The 21,076-nt window shown below is 39.1% G+C and carries 13 protein-coding genes, 2 rRNA genes and 1 pseudogene (1 of these 16 cut by a window edge); 14 read left to right on the top strand and 2 right to left on the bottom strand.

Annotation, left to right across the window (positions count from 1 at the left end):
* Positions 1-39: 39 nt before the first annotated feature.
* Positions 40-1,440, bottom strand: coding sequence for a L,D-transpeptidase family protein (locus tag IGJ93_RS11945; protein ID WP_067484712.1), 1,401 nt, complete (start codon positions 1,438-1,440; stop codon positions 40-42).
* A gap of 200 nt (positions 1,441-1,640) precedes the next feature.
* On the bottom strand, positions 1,641-2,612 hold the full coding sequence (locus IGJ93_RS11940) for an L-lactate dehydrogenase (RefSeq protein WP_067484713.1): 972 nt from the start codon (positions 2,610-2,612) through the stop codon (positions 1,641-1,643).
* A 345-nt stretch (positions 2,613-2,957) separates the two neighbouring features.
* Here IGJ93_RS11940 and pth point away from each other — a divergent pair, with 345 nt between their 5' ends.
* The 14 genes and pseudogenes from pth to IGJ93_RS11870 form a co-directional block, all read left to right on the top strand.
* On the top strand, positions 2,958-3,518 hold the full coding sequence (gene pth / locus IGJ93_RS11935; protein ID WP_067484716.1) for an aminoacyl-tRNA hydrolase: 561 nt from the start codon (positions 2,958-2,960) through the stop codon (positions 3,516-3,518).
* A 14-nt stretch (positions 3,519-3,532) separates the two neighbouring features.
* Positions 3,533-7,054 carry a transcription-repair coupling factor gene (gene mfd, locus IGJ93_RS11930; protein ID WP_270346721.1) on the top strand — a complete coding sequence of 1,174 codons (3,522 nt, stop codon included), beginning with the start codon at positions 3,533-3,535 and terminating at the stop codon, positions 7,052-7,054.
* A 15-nt stretch (positions 7,055-7,069) separates the two neighbouring features.
* Positions 7,070-8,668 (top strand): putative polysaccharide biosynthesis protein, encoded by a 1,599-nt coding sequence (locus IGJ93_RS11925; RefSeq protein ID WP_430596956.1) that lies wholly within the window; start codon positions 7,070-7,072, stop codon positions 8,666-8,668.
* 9 nt (positions 8,669-8,677) lie between these two features.
* On the top strand, positions 8,678-8,944 hold the full coding sequence (locus tag IGJ93_RS11920) for an RNA-binding S4 domain-containing protein (RefSeq protein WP_067484722.1): 267 nt from the start codon (positions 8,678-8,680) through the stop codon (positions 8,942-8,944).
* Between the two features lie 71 nt (positions 8,945-9,015).
* Positions 9,016-9,441, top strand: coding sequence for an FtsB family cell division protein (locus IGJ93_RS11915; RefSeq protein ID WP_067484725.1), 426 nt, complete (start codon positions 9,016-9,018; stop codon positions 9,439-9,441).
* Between the two features lie 44 nt (positions 9,442-9,485).
* A complete protein-coding gene (locus IGJ93_RS11910) occupies positions 9,486-9,968 on the top strand; it encodes a S1 domain-containing RNA-binding protein (RefSeq protein ID WP_067484728.1) in 483 nt (160 codons plus the stop codon).
* Positions 9,969-10,121: 153 nt separating this feature from the next.
* Positions 10,122-11,530: pseudogene (gene tilS / locus IGJ93_RS11905) on the top strand (tRNA lysidine(34) synthetase TilS).
* Positions 11,524-12,069, top strand: a complete 546-nt coding sequence (hpt, locus tag IGJ93_RS11900; protein ID WP_067484734.1) for a hypoxanthine phosphoribosyltransferase — start codon at positions 11,524-11,526, stop codon at positions 12,067-12,069. Before tilS ends, hpt begins: the two are co-directional and overlap by 7 nt.
* A gap of 88 nt (positions 12,070-12,157) precedes the next feature.
* Complete coding sequence (ftsH, locus tag IGJ93_RS11895; protein ID WP_270346719.1) at positions 12,158-14,323, top strand: ATP-dependent zinc metalloprotease FtsH; 2,166 nt, start codon at positions 12,158-12,160, stop codon at positions 14,321-14,323.
* A gap of 234 nt (positions 14,324-14,557) precedes the next feature.
* Entirely contained in the window at positions 14,558-15,445 is an 888-nt protein-coding gene (gene hslO, locus IGJ93_RS11890; RefSeq protein WP_071869035.1) for an Hsp33 family molecular chaperone HslO, read from the top strand.
* Positions 15,446-16,444: a tRNA dihydrouridine synthase DusB gene (dusB, locus tag IGJ93_RS11885; RefSeq protein WP_430596955.1), complete on the top strand. Its 999-nt coding sequence runs from the start codon at positions 15,446-15,448 to the stop codon at positions 16,442-16,444. It abuts the gene before it with no gap.
* 116 nt (positions 16,445-16,560) lie between these two features.
* Positions 16,561-18,057 carry a lysine--tRNA ligase gene (gene lysS / locus IGJ93_RS11880; protein ID WP_067484745.1) on the top strand — a complete coding sequence of 499 codons (1,497 nt, stop codon included), beginning with the start codon at positions 16,561-16,563 and terminating at the stop codon, positions 18,055-18,057.
* A 687-nt stretch (positions 18,058-18,744) separates the two neighbouring features.
* Positions 18,745-20,305 (top strand): 16S ribosomal RNA (locus tag IGJ93_RS11875).
* A gap of 229 nt (positions 20,306-20,534) precedes the next feature.
* Positions 20,535-21,076 (top strand): 23S ribosomal RNA (locus IGJ93_RS11870) (it continues 2,372 nt past the right edge of the window).
* Together the 16S and 23S rRNA genes form the textbook arrangement of a ribosomal RNA operon.

The raw sequence follows: 21,076 nt of genomic DNA, 5'->3' as shown, positions 1-21,076 counted from the left end.
AGTCAACGAACAATTTGTTCGTTGACTCCTTTTTGAGTATTAGAATACCAAAACAGGCGTACCTACTTCGACCATTCCAAATAATTCTTTCATGACACTTGGTGGTGTATTAATACAACCGTGTGAGCCACGAGTTTTCCATAACTCGCCACCATACTCCGGCTGCCAGTCAGAATCATGGATTCCGACACCGGTCCAGTCGATTGGCATCCAGTAATCTACAGGACTTGCATATGGCGTGCCATCATCGTTGGTTCCCTTTAGAACGGAATTGGTTTCTTTGTTCCAAACGTAAAAGACACCAGCAGGGGTTTGAGTTGTTGGTTTACCAGAAACGATATCTGTTTCAAGTGCGACTTTGCCATCTTTGTAGTACCACATGTGTTGGTTTTGTAAATCAACTTCAATGTAAGTATCTTCAATTAAAGCATGATCAGCAGTTGTGCTTCCTTGAACAATCGGTGAGCGAGTAAAATCTTGACCAGCTAAAATTTGTTTCTTTAGGGCTGCGACTTCATCTTCTGTTTGAATGGTCCAACTGTACGTTCCTGTTGGGACATTTACTTCGCCGCGTTTTGTGCTGTTAAACACGGTATCATTTGTACTTGTATTATATTCTTGACCTAGCTCAGTCACATATTGCGTCATTTTGTCAGTATCTAAATCAATTTTGCCGTCTGAATAAATCAGCCAGCTAGCTAAATCGTTTGTAGGAATTTGGAATGTTTGTCCATTAATGCTATAAGTTGCTTTGACTTTAGCAATATTGTTCATAGCTGTTAATTGTTGATTTAGCTCTTTGTCGTCAGCAGTAACTTTAGCTTTTTGCTTAAAGTCATTCAAGTCGATTTGCTTTTCATTTGTAGCCGCAACTTCTTTGATTTCTTTTACGGTTGCGTCTACGTCAATTGAATCACCGTTAACTTCAGGTGTAATGGCGAAGCCGTCATCTGTTTTTTTGATGGTAGCATCTTGTGTTTGCTTTCGATTACTATTTAAATCATTTAGCTTTGTTGTCAGCGTATCGATTGTAGCGTCTAGTTTTGAATGATCTTGACTAACAGGATCAATTTCTTGTTTTTCAGCTGCTGAAACATAAGTCATCCCCCAAGTCCAACCGTTTTGCTTGGATAAGAGTTTACTTAAATCATCTGAAAAATCATCGCGATAACCTAATTCTGATTTAGCGATTTCTTGCCAAACTTTACCATTTTCTTCAATTGCTAAAGTTGTATTAGAGTAAGTGTCTTTTAATTTCTTGTTTGCCTGATCAACAGTCATATTACTTACATCAATTTCGTTGATCTCAGTATGAGGTAAGAAGTGACTTGTGTAATATGTACTGCGGAAGGTATAAAAGCTGACTAATATCAACAGAACACCAAGTGCTGAAAGAATGCCAATGTGTATCTTTTTTTTGTGTTGGGAAGATCTTGTCATAGAACGATAACTCCTTGAATAATAGAATAGGGTGCATATCGAGTTCATCATAGCATAATTTATTTAAAAAGACGAAGTTTAAATATTCATTATGGAAAAAATTAAACAAAATCTTTTTTGATAATTATTTCAAAATAATAAAAAAGCCGAGACATACATTGTCCCGGCTACAAGTTTCACTTTAACGAAGAAGCACTCAATTAGTCTTCTAAGTTTGCGAATGCTTGGTCTAAAATTTCTTTTAATTGTTTAGCTGAAGCATTCATACGATCTTGTTCTGCATCAGATAATGGAATTTCGATAACTTTTTGGATACCTTGAGCATTGATAACAGCAGGTGCGCCGATATAAATGTCGTTTAATCCATATTGATCTTCCATGTAAACAGATAAAGGTAATACAGCATTTTCGTCATCAAGGATAGCACGAGTAATACGAGCTAATGCAACTGCGATACCATAGAAAGTAGCGCCTTTTTTCTCAATGATTGTGTAAGCTGCGTCGCGTACGCCGAAGAAGATATTTACTAATGCTTCTTCATCTACTTCTGGGTTATTTTTAACCCATTCGTAAATTTGTAGTCCAGCAACGTTTGCGTGTGACCAAACTGGGAATTCTGAGTCACCGTGTTCGCCAAGGATGTAAGCATGGACGTTACGAGCATCAACGTCAACTAATTCAGCAATCTTTTGACGGAAACGAGCTGAGTCAAGAGATGTACCTGAACCGATAACGCGTTCTTTAGGGAAGCCAGAGAATTTCCAAGTTGAGTAAGTCAAGATATCAACTGGGTTAGCAGCAACTAAGAAAATACCATTGAAACCTGATTCAACGATTTGTGTAACAACGTCACGGTTAATTTTTAAGTTTTTATTTACTAAATCTAAACGAGTTTCACCTGGTTTTTGTGGAGCACCAGCAGTGATAACTACAAGGTCAGCATCATGTGCATCTGCATAAGTAGCTGAGTAGATTTTTTTAGGTTGTGTCCAAGCAAGAGCATCAGTTAAGTCTAATGCGTCTCCTTCAGTTTTAGCTGTGTTAATATCTACAATTCCAACTTCTTGAGCGATATTTTGAGTCACTAGAGCGAAAGCATAACTAGAACCTACGGCACCGTCTCCAACAAGAATAACTTTTTTGTGATCTTTAATTTCTGCAGTTGCAGTCATATGTGTATCAATCCTTCCATTGATTTGTTTTTCCCTTGACTATGCTAACACGGATCAGCCTTGCTGTCACGCTATTTGACTAGGAAATATAACAGATAACAAGGTTGTATCATATGTAAAAGCTTACATGTGCGTTATTTCACTATTTCTTGAAACCAATGATTTCATTAAGTTTTGAAGAAATTTTTAATATTTTTATCATTTATTAAACATTCTGTTTTAGTCGAAACAGCTGTTTATGTGTTATACTGTTTTTAAAAATAAAAAAGAAGAATGAATCTTTTAACTGGACTGCTGATTAGCTGTCCAGCATTTTGTGTTCTTTAGAATTAGGTGAATAAATAAATGAAAATGATCGTAGGATTAGGTAATCCTGGAACGAAGTATGAACAAACAAAACACAACATTGGATTTATGGTTGTTGATCGTCTTGCAAAAGAGCATCAAGCGACATTTAAAAAAAATACCTTTGAAGCGGAAGTTGCAGAATTCTTTTACAAGGGAGAAAAGATTTTACTTGTAAAACCGCAAACTTTCATGAATGAATCAGGTCGTTCGGTCGGACCGTTAATGACTTATTTTGGTATTTATCCAGAAGAGTTAATTGTTGTATATGATGATTTAGATTTGGCAGTCGGAAAGATTCGTTTACGCCAAAAGGGAAGTGCCGGCGGACATAATGGAATGAAAAGTATCATTTCTCACTTGGATACGAATATTTTTAATCGTGTAAAAGTTGGGATTGGTCGACCCGAAGGTAAAAAGACGGTGGTTTCACATGTGCTTAGTCCTTTTAGTAAAGAAACACAACCTTTAATAGAAGAAAGTATTCATCAATCGGTTCAAGCAATCAATTTTGTTCTCGACGGGCATTCATTTATTGATACAATGAATCAGTTTAACTAAGAAGGAGAAGCGAAATGGATATTGTTCAATTAGTGGGTCAAGAACCTCAAGTAAAAGAATGGGTGGCTCAGTTAGAAGCAAATACGCCACGGCAATTGATTACTGGGCTAGCAGGATCTGCTAAAACATTACTGATTGCCCACGTTTTCAAAAAAACGAATAAAAATATAATCGTTTTGTTACCAAATTTATATTACGCAAATCAATTAGCGGAAGATTTGCAACACGTCGTTGATCAAGACAACATTCATCTATTTCCAGTAGATGAAGTCTTGTCTGCGGAAATGGCTTTTTCTTCGCCAGAAGCAAGAGCAGAGCGAGTAGCCACATTAAATGCATTGCAGGAAAAGCAAGCAGGAATTTATCTTTTGCCAGTTGCTGCATTACACAAAAGATTACCGAGTAAGAATGCTTGGGTTGATGCACAACTCAACTGGAAAATTGGCGATGAAATTGATGTAGAAAATCTACCGCTCCAATTAGTCCTGATGGGATATGAACGTCAAGAAATGGTTGCAAAACCCGGTGAGTTTAGTATTCGCGGAAGTATTGTTGACATTTATCCTTTAACGATGGAACATCCTGTACGGGTGGAGTTGTTTGATGTTGAAATTGATTCGATGCGTTACTTTGAAGCAGAAACACAACGTTCTATTGGACCAACGGAAGAGATTTGGATTTCGCCAACGTCAGAGCAAATCTACACAGGAACTGATCTGGAACATGGAATGAAAGAGTTAGAAAAATTACTTGAAAAAAGATTAGCAACGACTGCTGAAAAAGTCGATCAAGTATTTTTACAAGACTATTTCGGTCAAATTTTGTCAAACTGGCAAGCGGGAATACCAACGGAAGAGGCAAAGCTTTACGCTGATTTGCTGTATCCAACGTCAACCACGATTTTAGATTATTTTCACTCTGATAGCTTCTTGATGGTGGATGATTATCCAAGGATGATGGAAACAAATCGAGAAATTGAACGAGAAGCAGCTGAATGGCAGACACAAAAAATTAGTGAACTTCGTGTTTTTTCAGAACAGAGTTTTGTTACCGATGTTCATAAATTGATTCAAAAAGAACAGTTTTCGACAACCTTTTTTGCTTTGTTCCAAAAAGGAATGGGCAATTTGAAATTTCACGCCATTTATTCGTTTCAATATCGGACGATGCAGCAATTTTTTGGTCAAATGCCGTTTTTGAAAACGGAAATTGATCGTTGGCGCAAACAAAAGCAGACAGTCATGATTTATATTCCAACCAAGGAACGAATTCGTAAAGTAGAAGAATTATTACGCGATGACGATATTTTAGCCATTGAAACGGCAAATGATGAGCTAATCGTCGGACAAGTGCAATTAGTTGAAGGGGCACTACAAAATGGTTTTGAATTGCCACAAGAAAAAATCGTGGTCATCACCGAAAAAGAAATTTTCCAAAAGACAACGAAAAAACGTGCTCGTCGCCAAACGGTTACGAATGCAGAACGTTTAAAGAGTTATAACGAATTAAAAGCTGGCGATTATGTTGTTCATGCGAATCATGGGATCGGAAAATATATCGGGATGGAAACGCTTGAAGTTGATGGCGTTCATCAAGATTATATGACGATTTTATACCAAAATGACGACAAATTATTTATCCCTGTCACTCAGTTGAATTTGATTCAAAAATATGTTGCGTCTGAATCAAAAGCTCCACGAATCAATAAGCTGGGTGGTAGTGAGTGGACGAAAACCAAGCGGAAAGTATCTTCTAAAATCGAAGATATCGCGGATGATCTAATCAAATTATACGCAGCCAGAGAGTCCGAGATTGGCTATGCTTTTGGGCCAGATGATGGGTATCAAAAAGAATTTGAAGAAGCATTTCCTTATTCTGAAACAGATGACCAACTACGTAGTTCTTCGGAAATCAAGCGTGATATGGAAAAAGAAAAACCAATGGATCGTCTGCTGGTAGGTGATGTAGGATATGGTAAAACGGAAGTTGCTTTGCGAGCTGCTTTTAAAGCTGTGAAGGAAAGCAAACAAGTGGCATTTTTAGTTCCCACGACCATTCTTGCACAACAACATTATGAAACGATGCTAGAACGTTTTGAAGGTTTTCCAATCAATATTGGCTTGCTGAGCCGTTTCCGAACGAAAAAGCAACAAAAAGAAACGATTGAACAATTGCGTACGGGACAAGTAGACATTGTTGTCGGAACGCATCGTATTTTATCAAAAGATATTGAATTTAGTGACTTAGGCTTATTGATTATTGATGAAGAACAACGATTTGGCGTGAAGCACAAAGAACGGTTGAAACAACTTCGGGCGCAAGTAGATGTATTGACATTAACAGCGACACCAATACCGAGAACGTTGCATATGTCGATGTTGGGTGTACGAGATTTATCGGTGATTGAAACACCGCCGGCAAATCGTTACCCAATTCAAACTTATGTTATGGAGAAGAATCCTGGAGCAATTCGAGAAGCGATTCATCGTGAAATGGGACGCGGTGGTCAAGTTTTTTATCTCTATAATCGAGTGGAAACCATTGAGCAAAAGGTTGAAGAAATCCAAGAGTTAGTTCCGGAAGCGAGAATTGGTTACGCTCATGGTCAAATGACGGAAGTTCAATTAGAAAATACGTTGTTTGATTTTGTTGAAGGACAATATGATGTGTTAGTCACGACCACGATTATTGAAACAGGCGTGGATATTCCAAATGCAAATACGCTATTTGTTGAAAATGCCGATTATATGGGTTTATCAACTCTTTATCAGCTACGTGGCCGAGTGGGGCGAAGCAATCGAGTGGCATATGCTTACTTCATGTATGAACCACAAAAGATTCTCAATGAAGTCAGTGAAAAACGGTTGCAAGCAATCAAGGATTTTACAGAACTAGGATCAGGCTTTAAAATTGCGATGCGTGATTTGTCTATTCGTGGTGCTGGTAATCTATTAGGTGCGCAACAGCATGGCTTTATCGATGCAGTCGGTTTTGATATGTATTCACAAATGTTAAGTGAAGCTGTCGCTCGTAAACAAGGAAAAAATAATCAAGTTGAAAAAACAACTGTGGAGATCGACCTCGGTGTGGATGCTTACTTACCAGATACTTATGTTTCAGATCAACGTCAAAAAATTGAAATCTATAAGCGGATTCGGGAGCTGGAATCACAAGAAATGTTGGACGAGCTTGAAGATGATCTATTGGATCGTTTTGGCGAGTACCCTGAAGAAGTTGCTCATCTATTAACAGTTGGACAATTGAAAATGGATGGTGATCGTGCCTTATTAGAAACGATGCGTAAGCAACAAGAAACAGTAATTTTCACGCTAAGTAAGGTTGGTACGAAACGCTATTCTGTTGAACAATTGTTTGAGGCTTTAAGTGAAACAACGTTGAAAGCAGGTTTAGGTGTTGAAAAGGAAAAAATGGTTATCCGCTTAACCATTCCTAAAACAATGAGTGAAGCTGTTTGGTTATTAGAAATCCAACGTTTTGTTAAAGCATTGCGACAACAAAAATATTTGTCGGTATAGGAAGGAGCGATTCCCTTGGACCACAAAGAAATGCGTCAAGTGATGCAAGGAGCGGTGATTTTGACCGTAGCTTCTTTTATTGCTAAAGTTTTAAGCGCACTTTATCGAATTCCTCTTCAAAACTTAGTTGGTGATGAAGGATTTTATGTTTATCAACAAGTGTATCCGATTTATGGCATTGCGATGACCTTGGCACTATCGGGGTTACCACAATTTATTTCAAAATATGTTGCAGAAAAAAAAGAACCATTAAAACAACGGGAAGCACTAAAAGAACTATATCCCTTAGTTTTTTGGACAGGGGTTTGTTTATGGTTAGGTGTCTGGTTATTTAGTGGCGTTTTAGCACAAATGATGGGCGATTATCAACTGAAACCTTTGATTGAAGTTGTTTCCTTCACCTTTTTATTGATGCCTGGTTTGTCTTTTTATCGAGGAAACTTTCAGGGGCATTTTTTGATGGAGCCAACGGCTATCTCACAAGTTGTGGAACAAATTGTTCGCGTGTCGATTATCGTGTTCGGTGCATTTGCGTTTAAACAGTATAGTTGGGATGTTTACGAAACGGGAACTGCTGCAATGAGTGGTGCCGTAGTAGGTGGCTTATGCGCGTATCTTGTTCTTTATTATTATGAACAAAAAATTCATGGAGGGGCAATGCGCTTTCGAAGCTTCCCTATTTTCTCGCAACCAAGTAAGTGGCTGATACGTCGTTTCTTGGTTGAGGGTGGTTTAGTTTCGATTTACAGTGGATTATTGATTTTCTTTCAATTAATTGATTCATTTTTTGTAAAGAATGCGTTGCAAATCTATGGTTTGAGTGAACATGCGTCTAAAATAGCTAAAGGAGTCTACGATCGTGGCCAGCCGTTAGTACAATTAGGGCTAGTCATTGCAACGGCATTGAGTGCCACTTTTTTACCGACGTTGACTAGATATTTAGCAGATGCTGTTTATGGACAATTTGTGAAGACTGCTAAGATGTATCTGCGATTAACGACGGCACTAGCTTTGGCGGCTTCCGTCGGGTTAGCAATGTTACTACCTTATATCAACTATGCGTTGTTTAAAGACTACGCAGGAAATGCGACTTTAGTGCTGTTTGTGTTTGCAATTGTCTTAACCGCCGTGATCCAAGCTTACCAAAGTATTGCGCAAAGTAAGAATTCTTTTCGTCCATCCTTGAAAGGTGCTGGCTGGGGACTATTAGTAAAATTATTAACAACAGCATTGTTTACACAATGGTTTGGAACGATTGGGGCAAGTCTATCAACCTTACTTGGTTTAGTAGTGACTCTTTGGTATTTTATTCATATAGAAACAACTGAGGTGAATGCCTTTTGGAAAGAGCGGGCTTTTGGCAAAAAATTGTTACAAAGTTTAGCTTGGATGATTTTTGTTCTATTTATTTATTATGGAGTAATCCAAGTGATTGCTGGACCGGTCATGCATCGGTCGGGTGCATTACTCATTAGTCTTATCGGTGTCGCAATTGGCGGATTAACATTTGTCTTTGCGGTCATCTCGTTGAAAGTTTTTACCATTCGTGAGTGGTTGTTGTTGCCTTTTGGTAAAAAAATTCTACGATTCAATCAAAAATTCAAGAAAAAGTGAGGATATTTTATGCGATTAGATAAATTTATGAAAATTTCTCGAATTATCAAGCGACGTTCTGTAGCAAAAGAAGTGGCTGATAAAGGAAGAATTCAAGTAAATGGCAAGTTAGCAAAATCTTCAAGTGATGTAAAAGTTGGCGATGTCTTAAAAATCCAATTTGGGAACAAGACAATGGAAATCAAAGTCAATGAACTTCATGAGTCAACCAAAAAAGAAGATGCACAAAAAATGTACGAAATTATTTCAGAAACAAGAACAGAAAACGTAAATTAATAGATTAGACAAGCTTTATTGATATTGGTATAATGGAAAAGACAAGCCAAAACAGATTGGAGCGAAAGCAAGTGGCAAAAAAAAGCAATAAAATTGCTGCGTTAGATACAGATTACACAAAGAAAAAATACGCTGAGTTTCAAAAGCAACAACGTCAGCTCGTTTTTCGCAGACGTCGGTTAGCGGTCATCTTATTAGGCGCTTTGGTCATTTTTTCAATCATTGGTGTGCAGATTTTCCGAGATATGCAACGTCTAGATAAACTAGCTGAGCTAAAAGTCGAAGCTACCACGGAAATGAAAGAAGTCAAAGCAGACGTCTCGCAATTAAAATCAGATGTCTCGCTGCTGAAGGATGACGACTATGTCGCAAAGCTTGCCAGAAGCAAATTCTTTTATTCCAAAGAAGGCGAGCAAGTCTATCCAGTATTAGAATCTAATACAAGCAGTTCAACAGAAGAAACAAACCAATCAACGAGTTCTACAACTGCAAAATAAGCAGGAATATAAATTGGGTAATAAATAGGAGGAACATTTTTTTTATGTCAATCGAGGTAGGAGCAAAACTGCAAGGAAAAGTATCAGGTATTACAAATTTTGGTGCATTTATTGATTTAGGTTCTGGTAAAACAGGTTTAGTCCATATCAGTGAAGTATCGAACGGTTTTGTAAAAGATATTCATGATGTATTAAGTGTTGGCGATGAGGTGACAGTAAAAGTTACATCTGTTGGTGATGACGGAAAAATTGGATTATCCATTCGTAAAGCACAAGAACAACCAGAAAGCGCTGGTAAAGAAACAAGTCATAATGCAAAGAAATTTCAACATCAAAATAAGGAACCTCGAGAAAATCGTACTCGCTCAACACCTAAAAAATCTTTCTCTCGCAGTCAGCCTTCAAATACGAAAGAAGACTTCGATTCATTGATGAGTTCATTTTTGAAAGATAGTGATGATCGACTAACTTCATTAAAACGTAACACTGAAGGAAAACGTGGAGGTCGCGGCGGACGTCGTAGCTAATAAAGATGACGAATCATCCGAACGTTTTTCTTGCCATTCGTAGCTTAGGAGAACGTTTGTTGAACACATCATTATTCGTACCAAACAAAAATATAGCTGGGACAAAACATTGGCTTCGTTTTGTCTCGGCTTTTCTTTTTTGAGAGGAGGTAGATTATCGTGAAAGAACGGTTTAGTAGAGTAGGACAGCAAAAAAAATTTTGGTCGGAAACAACAAAAATTTTAGTTGCAGTTTCTGGTGGGGTAGATTCAATGGTTTTATTGGATTTATTGTTAGCTGCACAACAAAAAAATTTCTTTGCTTTGGGCGTTGTTCATATCAATCATCAGTTACGGGTAGAATCTGCTGAGGAAGAACATTATTTACAAACGTATACGGCAGCAAAGAACCTTCCGTTTTATTCCATTACGTGGGAACAGCCTGCTGAAACAGGAATTGAAACAGCTGCGCGTCAATTTCGTTATCAAACTTTTTCTCGAATCATGCACGAGGAAGGCTATGATACGTTGATGACTGCCCATCATGGAGATGACCAAATTGAAACGATTTTGATGAAAATTTTAAGAGGGGGACAATTGAGTAGCTTTGCTGGAATCAAAGAAATACAACCATTTGCAACAGGAAGGTTAATTCGTCCATTACTAAGTTATAGTAAGGAACAATTATATGAATATGCTAAAGAACGGCAGTTGATTTATTTTGAAGATGTAACAAATCAGAAATTAGATGTACAAAGAAATCGGCTGCGTCACTTAGTTATCCCACGATTAAAAGAAGAAAACTCGCAAACTTTAAGTCATTTCCAACGATTTTCAAAGCAAATTCAATGGGCGGATGAACTGATTCAAAAACAGATGAATGAAAAAGTAACTGAACTTCTCCAACCATTAGCCAATGGCTGGCAAATTTCTGTAGCGAAAATTTCCGAAATGGCTGAAAGTGAACGCTATTTTTTTCTTCATGCGCTTTTTGAACAGTTGTTTAACGAAACAACGGTCGCAGTAAAAGAGCAGCAAATTTTATTTCTAGTGAATCAATGGAAAAGTGATAAAAGCCAATGGCAGTTTGATTTAGGTAAAGGTTGGCTGTTTAAAAAAGAGTATACGAATGTCAGAATTGAACAGCTCCAACCAGTGCAAAGCTTCGTGCCACGGATGCTGCTTCCAAACCAGCCGATTTATTTAAGTGATTCACAATGGATTGGTTTGTTTTCAAGTGACAAGCTAGCTGTACCAGAAAATCTTGCTGATTGGTCGGAATTTAGACATGATTTGTGGCTCGAAGACGGTACGAAACTTCAGGTGGATCAACGACATCCGGGTGATCGGGTTCGTTTGACTGAAACGCTTACGAAGAAAGTTTCCCGTTACTTTATTGACAAAAAAATCCCTGATTCACACAGGGAACAAGCATGGTTGATTACAGATGAGCAAAGAAACGTGTATAGTGTTGTTCCTTTTACCTTTTCTTATTTGAGTATTGACAAAGAAACTGATAAAATACACTACATACTTCTTTACAAATATCAAAAGAAGCAACTGGAAGGAGAACCCAATGTTAGAAAAGGATATTGAGAAAGTTTTGATTTCAAAAGAAGAAATACAAGCTCGTTGTGAAGAACTGGGCAAAGAATTAACTGAAACTTATCGTGATAAAAATCCACTAGTAGTCGGCGTATTAAAAGGAGCTGTTCCTTTTATGGCAGACATCGTGCGTTCAATTGACACTTATTTAGAGTTAGATTTCATGGATGTTTCAAGTTACGGAAATGCTACTGTATCTTCTGGTGAAGTAAAAATCGTAAAAGACTTAGATACAAACGTTGAAGGTCGTGACTTGTTGATCGTTGAAGATATCATCGATAGTGGTCGAACACTTGCATACTTAGTTGATCTTTTTAAATATCGTAAAGCAAATTCCGTGAAAATTGTTACTTTATTAGATAAACGAGAAGGACGCGTAGTGGATATCGAAGCGGATTATGTTGGTTTTAACGTACCTAATGAATTTGTTGTAGGTTACGGTTTAGACTATGCAGAAGCTTATCGAAACCTTCCTTATGTTGGGGTCTTAAAACCTAGTGTTTATCAGTCAAATTAGTGCCTTTTCTGAAATGAGTTATGTTACAATGAAATGGTCAGGATTGATAAAAATTTCTAAATCAAATTAGTGTTTAAGGAGGGTAACTATGAACAAAAAGAATAACGGCATGATGAAAAATGCCTTATATTATGTCCTCGTAATTTTGGCGATGGTCATGGTGGTCTATTTTATTTTTGGTAACAATAGCCAGCAGTCGTCAGACATCGAGTACTCAAAATTTACTGAACAATTAGAGTCAGGGAAAATCAAAGAATTTAGTGTTCAACCTGCAAACGGTGTGTATAAAATCACTGGTGAATACAAGGAACAACAAACAGTTAGCAACAGTGGCGGTTTAGCGATCCTAGGTTCAACTGATGTATCAACAACACACTTCACAACTATCATTTTGCCAAACGACACAACGTTAAGTCAGGTAACAGACTTGGCAAGACAACATGATGTAGGAACAACAATTAAAGAAGAGTCAAGTAGCGGTATATGGGTATCTCTACTATTAAGCTTCTTGCCAATTGTCATCATCATTTTCTTCTTCTATATGATGATGGGTCAACAAGGTGGTGGCGGTGGCGGCGGTGGCCGAGTGATGAACTTCGGTAAATCAAAAGCCAAAGAAGCCGACAAAAAAGCCAACCGTGTTCGTTTTTCTGACGTTGCTGGTGCAGAAGAAGAAAAACAAGAACTTGTTGAAGTTGTTGAGTTTTTGAAAGATCCTCGTCGATTTGTTGAATTAGGTGCAAGAATTCCAGCGGGTGTTCTTTTAGAAGGACCTCCAGGAACAGGTAAAACGTTATTAGCGAAAGCTGTTGCCGGTGAAGCTGGCGTACCTTTCTACTCCATTTCTGGTTCTGATTTCGTTGAAATGTTCGTCGGTGTTGGGGCAAGTCGTGTACGTGATTTGTTTGAAACAGCGAAGAAAAATGCACCAGCAATCATTTTCATTGACGAAATTGATGCTGTTGGTCGTCAACGTGGAGCTGGTATGGGTGGCGGACACGATGAACGTGAACAAACATTGAACCAATTATTGGTAGAAATGGATGGATTTGACGGAAATGAAGGCGTAATTGTGATTGCCGCAACGAACCGTTCAGATGTCTTAGATCCAGCGTTGTTACGTCCAGGCCGTTTTGACCGCCAAATTTTGGTTGGTCGTCCAGATGTCAAAGGTCGTGAAGCCATTTTACGTGTTCATGCTAAAAATAAACCTTTAGCAGACGACGTTGATTTAAAAGTGGTTGCACAACAAACACCAGGATTTGCTGGTGCAGACTTAGAAAATGTCTTAAACGAAGCTGCCTTGGTAGCTGCTCGTCGTAATAAAAAGAAAATTGACGCATCTGATATTGATGAAGCAGAAGATCGTGTTATCGCTGGTCCTGCTAAGAAAGATCGCGTAATTAACAAGAAAGAACGCGAAATGGTTGCTTACCATGAAGCTGGGCATACAATTGTTGGTTTAGTCTTAAGCCGCGCACGTATCGTTCATAAAGTAACAATCATCCCTCGTGGGCGTGCTGGCGGGTACATGATCGCTTTACCAAAAGAAGATCAGTTCTTGATGACAAAAGAAGATATGTTTGAACAAATCGTTGGCTTACTTGGTGGTCGTACAGCTGAAGAAATTATTTTTGGCGTTCAATCAACGGGTGCTTCAAATGACTTTGAACAAGCGACTTCATTAGCTAGAAGCATGGTTACTGAATATGGAATGAGTGATCGACTTGGTCCAGTTCAATACGAAGGAAACCATCAAGTCTTTGTTGGCCGTGATTATGGTCAAACAAAAGCTTACTCTGAACAAGTTGCATTTGAAATTGACCAAGAAGTTCGCAAGATTTTGATGGATGCTCATCAAAAAGCGCATGAAATTATCGAAGCACACCGTGAACAACATAAGTTGATTGCAGAAAAACTTCTTGAGTTTGAAACACTAGATGCAAAAGCAATTAAATCATTGTTCGAACGTGGCGTAATGCCAGAAGGAACAGAGTCTGCGGATTATCCAAGTGAGAAAGAAGCACAAACGTTTGAAGAAGCAAAACGTGCTTTAGAAGAAAAAGATGCGGAGAAACAAGCAGAAGAAAAACAAGATTTTGAAGAAACAAAACAAGAACTAAAAGACGAAGCTGAAGAAGTAAAATTGGCCAGTGAAGAAACTGGTTCAGAAGTTGCTGAAGAAGAAAAAGACAAAGACAAAGACACAGAGTCTGATTACGACAAAAACAACTTTGAAGATCGTTATAAATAGTAAAATGTTTTGAAGCTGGGACAATTAAATGTCCCAGCTTTTTTCTTTGGATTCACTCAATTTAGTTTTTCTATTGAGTAGTTTGAACTAGAAATTTGTACACAAACAAAATTGATTTCTTTTTTGTTCAGTTTTATTTATTATTAAGCTCTGATTTCAAAAGTTGAAAAAAATGAAAGTTGCTAGTATGATTCACTAGGAGCTGAAAAATCAAAAAAAGGGGTACATACAATAATGGAAGATTATTTAGTTAAAGCACTAGCACATGATGGTTTTGTTCGTGCTTATGCAGTACAAGCAACAAATACAGTGGCAGAAGCACAACGTCGCCACGATACATGGCATACATCGTCGGCAGCGTTAGGCCGTACACTAGTCGGTAGTTTATTATTAGGAGCGACACTAAAAGGTGAAGATAAATTAACGGTTCGCATTCAAGGCGACGGTCCAGCTGTTGGAATCGTTGTTGATGCAAATGGTAAAGGCGATGTAAAAGGATATATTAAAAATCCACATTTGAGTTTGCCGTTGAATGCTGAAGGGAAAATTGATGTTCGTGGTGCAGTAGGTACACAAGGAATGTTCACTGTAACTAAGGATTTGGGATTAAAAGAACCTTTTTCTGGACAGACACCCATCGTTTCGGGGGAAATTGCGGAAGACTTTACTTACTACTTAGCTATTTCTGAGCAAATTCCATCAGCAGTTGGCCTAAGTGTCCTAGTAAATACAGATGACAGCATCAAAACAGCTGGTGGATTTATGATCCAAATTATGCCAGGTGCAGACGAAGAAACAATTTCAAAAATTGAAGACCAATTGAAAACAACACCAAGAATATCAACATTGCTTGATGAAGGTCACACACCTGAAGAAATTTTGAAGGGATTATTAGGAACAGAAGAGTTAAATATCTTAGAAAAAATGCCTGTTCAATTTGCTTGTGACTGCTCAAAAGAAAAATTTGCAGAAGCTATCATTGCACTGGGCACAGAAGAAATTCAAGCAATGATTGATGAAGACCATGGTGCAGAAGCAGTTTGTTCATTTTGTAATAATAAGTACGAGTATTCTGAACAAGAATTATTAGCGCTGAAAGAAGAAGCAGTAGGAGGAATTTAGTTGAAACATCAATGGAAAATTGGAAACGTTGAAATTCCGAATCGCGTAGTTGTTGCGCCAATGGCTGGAATTAGTAACTCTGCTTTTCGAGTAACAGTTAAAGAATTTGGTGCAGGACTAGTCGTTTGTGAGATGATTAGCGATCAAGGTATTCATTTTCGAAACAAAAAAACGTTAGAAATGCTTCATATTGAAGAGGCAGAACATCCACTAAGTGTCCAAATTTTTGGTGGAAATAAAGATAGCTTGGTTGAGGCTGCACAATTTGTACAAGAAAACACGACAGCAGATATTATTGATATCAATATGGGGTGTCCTGTAAACAAAGTTATTAAGGCGGAAGCGGGAGCAAAATGGTTACTTGATCCCGATAAGGTTTATGAAATGGTTCATGCTGTATCTTCTGCTGTAGACATTCCCGTCACGGTTAAGATGCGAATTGGTTGGGATGATCAACACATTTTTGCCGTGCAAAACGCGTTAGCAGCAGAGTCGGCTGGAGCAGGAGCAATTGCTATGCATGGTCGTACTAGAGTGCAGATGTATGAGGGCGAAGCTGATTGGGAAATTTTGAAAGAAGTGAAACAGCATTTAACGATTCCTTTTATGGGGAACGGAGATGTCAAAACACCCGAAGATGCGAAACGTATGTTGGAGTATGTCGGAGCAGATGGTGTGATGATTGGGCGAGCAGCATTAGGCAACCCTTGGATGATTCACCGTACGCAACATTATTTAGAAACAGGTGAACTAATCCCTGAACCGACGCCGGCTGAAAAAATTGCGACAGCAAAACTTCATTTGCAACGTTTAACTGACTTAAAAGGTGAACAAGTAGCCTGTCGCGAATTTCGAACACATGCTTCCTACTATTTAAAAGGAATTCCTCGCGCAGCTAAAGTAAAAGTAGCAATCAACCATTCTGAAAACCAACAGGAAATCAATGATTTGCTTGAAGCTTTTTTAGAAAAAACGGAAAAAGTTGCTATAAAACATTAAACAGATTTCTAAGATTTTTGTGAATTTCAAGCCGAAAATTTAAGTTCGGCTTGCTTTTTTTGTGTTTCATTGGCATTATTAGAACTGAGAACAACTAGGAGAATGGAGGAACTTTTGTGACTGAGGAACAACAACATCAAGTAGAAGATTTAAATGATCAAATGCTTGTTCGCCGCCAAAAGATGGAAGAACTAAGAGAAACTGGAATCGATCCGTTTGGTAAGCGATTTGAACGTACACATAACTCAGAAGAGTTGCATGAATTATTTAATTCAAGAACAAAAGAAGAATTAGCTGAGATGGGTTTGACTGCTAGTGTAGCTGGACGAATGATGACTCGCCGCGGAAAAGGAAAAGCGGGCTTCGCGCATCTTCAAGATCGTGAAGGACAAATCCAAATTTACGTGCGTAAAGATCAAGTAGGTGATGATGCCTATGAGATTTTCAAACATGCTGACTTAGGAGATTTCTTCGGAGTTACAGGTCAAATTATGAAAACTGATACAGGTGAAGTAACAATCAAAGCAACAGAATTTACAATTCTTTCAAAAGCTTTGCGTCCATTACCTGATAAATATCATGGGTTAACAAATATTGAACAACGTTACCGTCAACGCTATTTAGATTTGATTAGTAATCGCGAAAGCTTTGATCGTTTTATGAAACGTAGTCAAATCATTAGCGAAATTCGTCGTTATCTGGATGGAAATGGCTACATTGAAGTAGAAACACCTGTTTTACACAATGAAGCTGGTGGAGCAGCTGCTCGTCCATTTACTACACACCACAATGCTCTAGATATTGATTTATATTTACGTATTGCACTAGAGTTACACTTAAAACGTTTAATTGTTGGCGGAATGGAAAAAGTTTATGAAATTGGTCGAGTTTTCCGTAATGAGGGAATTGATACAACGCATAACCCTGAGTTCACAATGCTAGAAGCTTATACTGCTTATACGGATTATCGCGATGTAATGAATTTAACTGAGGGAATTATTCGTAACGCAGCAGAAAAAGTTTTAGGAACAGCGCGCATTACCTATGATGGTCAAGCAGTTGACCTTGAGAGTGATTTCAAACGTGTTCATATGGTCGATGCAATTAAAGAACAAACTGGTGTTGATTTCTGGAAAGAAATGACGTTAGATGAAGCTCTTGCAATTGCTAAGGAACATAACGTGGAAGTAACAGATGCAATGGGTGTGGGTCATGTAATTAATGAATTCTTTGAAGAATTTGTTGAAGAAACATTAACACAACCAACTTTTGTTTATGGACATCCAGTGGAAGTTTCACCATTAGCGAAGAAAAATCCTGAAGATCCACGTTTTACTGATCGCTTTGAATTGTTTATTATTGGTAGAGAATTTGCAAATGCCTTCACTGAGTTGAATGATCCAATTGATCAAAGAGAACGTTTTGAAGCGCAAGAAAAAGAGCGTGAGCTGGGTAATGATGAAGCACACGGTGTAGATGAAGACTTCTTGGAAGCTTTAGAATATGGCATGCCACCAACTGGCGGATTAGGAATCGGAATTGACCGTTTAGTAATGTTACTTACAGATGCACAGTCAATTCGTGACGTTTTGTTGTTCCCAACAATGCGTTAAACAATAGAGTGTATGGTATAGAAGAAAGCTATCTGGCTAAACAGATAGCTTCTTTTTTTACTAGAAATTCAAAAAGGAATTTAATAAATTCTTTCTGCTTTTTCGAAATAACATCTTAAATATTTGCCTTAAAAACGAACAAAAAATATATTTTGAATAACAATGATCGGACAAGTGAAAAAAAGTAGAAAAAAGAAAAAAATTCATTGACCTGCCTTGTTTTAGTTGGTATATTATTATTTGTTCGCAAGGCGGACAACTGCTGAAAGTTGAAAATTCTTTCAGAAAATAAATTTCAAAAAGTTATTGACGTGTGAGTAATCACATGATAAGATAACTGAGTCGTTTAAAAAGGACTGCTTATGAAGCTTGATTTCATCAAGGGAAAATTCAAAAAAAGTTCTTGACAAATAACAAACGATGCGATATGATAAATGAGTTGCTGAAAGATTTCTCAAATGAAATCAAAGAAACTTTTTTAAAAAAGAGTTGACATTCAAACGTCACTCTGATATGATATAAAAGTTGCTACGGCAATTCAAGTAGACCTTTGAAAACTGAACAAAGTAAGACAAACCAAATGTGTAGGGCGTCTTGATTCAATTCAAGACAACAAACATTTTTAAACAGCAAGCAATATGCTAGCAAACAAATTGAGCTTAACAATCGAAAGATTGTTCTAACTTTTATTATGAGAGTTTGATCCTGGCTCAGGACGAACGCTGGCGGCGTGCCTAATACATGCAAGTCGTACGCTTTTTCTTTCACCGGAGCTTGCTCCACCGAAAGAAAAGGAGTGGCGAACGGGTGAGTAACACGTGGGTAACCTGCCCATCAGAAGGGGATAACACTTGGAAACAGGTGCTAATACCGTATAACAATCGAAACCGCATGGTTTTGATTTGAAAGGCGCTTTCGGGTGTCGCTGATGGATGGACCCGCGGTGCATTAGCTAGTTGGTGAGGTAACGGCTCACCAAGGCCACGATGCATAGCCGACCTGAGAGGGTGATCGGCCACATTGGGACTGAGACACGGCCCAAACTCCTACGGGAGGCAGCAGTAGGGAATCTTCGGCAATGGACGAAAGTCTGACCGAGCAACGCCGCGTGAGTGAAGAAGGTTTTCGGATCGTAAAACTCTGTTGTTAGAGAAGAACAAGGATGAGAGTAACTGTTCATCCCTTGACGGTATCTAACCAGAAAGCCACGGCTAACTACGTGCCAGCAGCCGCGGTAATACGTAGGTGGCAAGCGTTGTCCGGATTTATTGGGCGTAAAGCGAGCGCAGGCGGTTTCTTAAGTCTGATGTGAAAGCCCCCGGCTCAACCGGGGAGGGTCATTGGAAACTGGGAGACTTGAGTGCAGAAGAGGAGAGTGGAATTCCATGTGTAGCGGTGAAATGCGTAGATATATGGAGGAACACCAGTGGCGAAGGCGACTCTCTGGTCTGCAACTGACGCTGAGGCTCGAAAGCGTGGGGAGCAAACAGGATTAGATACCCTGGTAGTCCACGCCGTAAACGATGAGTGCTAAGTGTTGGAGGGTTTCCGCCCTTCAGTGCTGCAGCTAACGCATTAAGCACTCCGCCTGGGGAGTACGACCGCAAGGTTGAAACTCAAAGGAATTGACGGGGGCCCGCACAAGCGGTGGAGCATGTGGTTTAATTCGAAGCAACGCGAAGAACCTTACCAGGTCTTGACATCCTTTGACCACTCTAGAGATAGAGCTTCCCCTTCGGGGGCAAAGTGACAGGTGGTGCATGGTTGTCGTCAGCTCGTGTCGTGAGATGTTGGGTTAAGTCCCGCAACGAGCGCAACCCTTATTGTTAGTTGCCATCATTTAGTTGGGCACTCTAGCAAGACTGCCGGTGACAAACCGGAGGAAGGTGGGGATGACGTCAAATCATCATGCCCCTTATGACCTGGGCTACACACGTGCTACAATGGGAAGTACAACGAGTCGCGAAGTCGCGAGGCTAAGCTAATCTCTTAAAGCTTCTCTCAGTTCGGATTGTAGGCTGCAACTCGCCTACATGAAGCCGGAATCGCTAGTAATCGCGGATCAGCACGCCGCGGTGAATACGTTCCCGGGCCTTGTACACACCGCCCGTCACACCACGAAAGTTTGTAACACCCGAAGTCGGTGAGGTAACCTTTTTGGAGCCAGCCGCCTAAGGTGGGATAGATGATTGGGGTGAAGTCGTAACAAGGTAGCCGTATCGGAAGGTGCGGCTGGATCACCTCCTTTCTAAGGAATATTACGGAGACTACACACGTTTGTCATCATTACTTTGTTCAGTTTTGAGAGGTTTACTCTCAAGACACTTTGTTCATTGAAAACTGGATATTTGAAGTAAGATCAAAACAAACCGAGAACACCGCGTTGAATGAGTTTTTTAATAAGTTCAATTGCTTATTTTTCTTGACTAGTTTCTATCGCTAGAAATGATGTCAAAACCCAACCGTAAGGTTGATAAGGTTAAGTGAATAAGGGCGCACGGTGGATGCCTTGGCACTAGGAGCCGATGAAGGACGGGACTAACACCGATATGCTTTGGGGAGCTGTACGTAAGCTATGATCCAGAGATTTCCGAATGGGGGAACCCAGCATCTTTTATAGGATGTTACAAATATGTGAATACATAGCATATTTGAGGTAGACGCAGAGAACTGAAACATCTAAGTACCTGCAGGAAGAGAAAGAAAATTCGATTCCCTGAGTAGCGGCGAGCGAAACGGGAAAAGCCCAAACCAACAAGCTTGCTTGTTGGGGTTGTAGGACTCCAATATGGTAGTTTTTTCAGATAATCGAATGACTTGGAAAAGTCAGTCAAAGAGGGTAAAAACCCCGTAGATGAAATTTGGAAGACACCTAGGAGGATCCTGAGTACGGCGGAACACGAGGAATTCCGTCGGAATCCGGGAGGACCATCTCCCAAGGCTAAATACTCCCTAGTGACCGATAGTGAACCAGTACCGTGAGGGAAAGGTGAAAAGCACCCCGGAAGGGGAGTGAAAT

This window comes from Enterococcus sp. DIV0174 (genome assembly GCF_050529065.1).
Classification (GTDB): domain Bacteria; phylum Bacillota; class Bacilli; order Lactobacillales; family Enterococcaceae; genus Enterococcus_B; species Enterococcus_B thailandicus.
This window is presented reverse-complemented; position numbering and strand designations above follow the sequence as displayed.

What these genes read in the sequence shown, in the direction of transcription:
- pth (WP_067484716.1), top strand. Translation starts at nt 2,958, where the DNA reads ATGAAAATGATCGTAGGATTAGGTAATCCTGGAACGAAGTATGAACAA.
- hslO (WP_071869035.1), top strand. Translation starts at nt 14,558, where the DNA reads ATGGAAGATTATTTAGTTAAAGCACTAGCACATGATGGTTTTGTTCGT.
- IGJ93_RS11945 (WP_067484712.1), bottom strand. Translation starts at nt 1,440, where the DNA reads ATGACAAGATCTTCCCAACACAAAAAAAAGATACACATTGGCATTCTT.
- IGJ93_RS11920 (WP_067484722.1), top strand. Translation starts at nt 8,678, where the DNA reads ATGCGATTAGATAAATTTATGAAAATTTCTCGAATTATCAAGCGACGT.
- mfd (WP_270346721.1), top strand. Translation starts at nt 3,533, where the DNA reads ATGGATATTGTTCAATTAGTGGGTCAAGAACCTCAAGTAAAAGAATGG.
- IGJ93_RS11940 (WP_067484713.1), bottom strand. Translation starts at nt 2,612, where the DNA reads ATGACTGCAACTGCAGAAATTAAAGATCACAAAAAAGTTATTCTTGTT.
- hpt (WP_067484734.1), top strand. Translation starts at nt 11,524, where the DNA reads ATGTTAGAAAAGGATATTGAGAAAGTTTTGATTTCAAAAGAAGAAATA.
- IGJ93_RS11910 (WP_067484728.1), top strand. Translation starts at nt 9,486, where the DNA reads ATGTCAATCGAGGTAGGAGCAAAACTGCAAGGAAAAGTATCAGGTATT.
- ftsH (WP_270346719.1), top strand. Translation starts at nt 12,158, where the DNA reads ATGAACAAAAAGAATAACGGCATGATGAAAAATGCCTTATATTATGTC.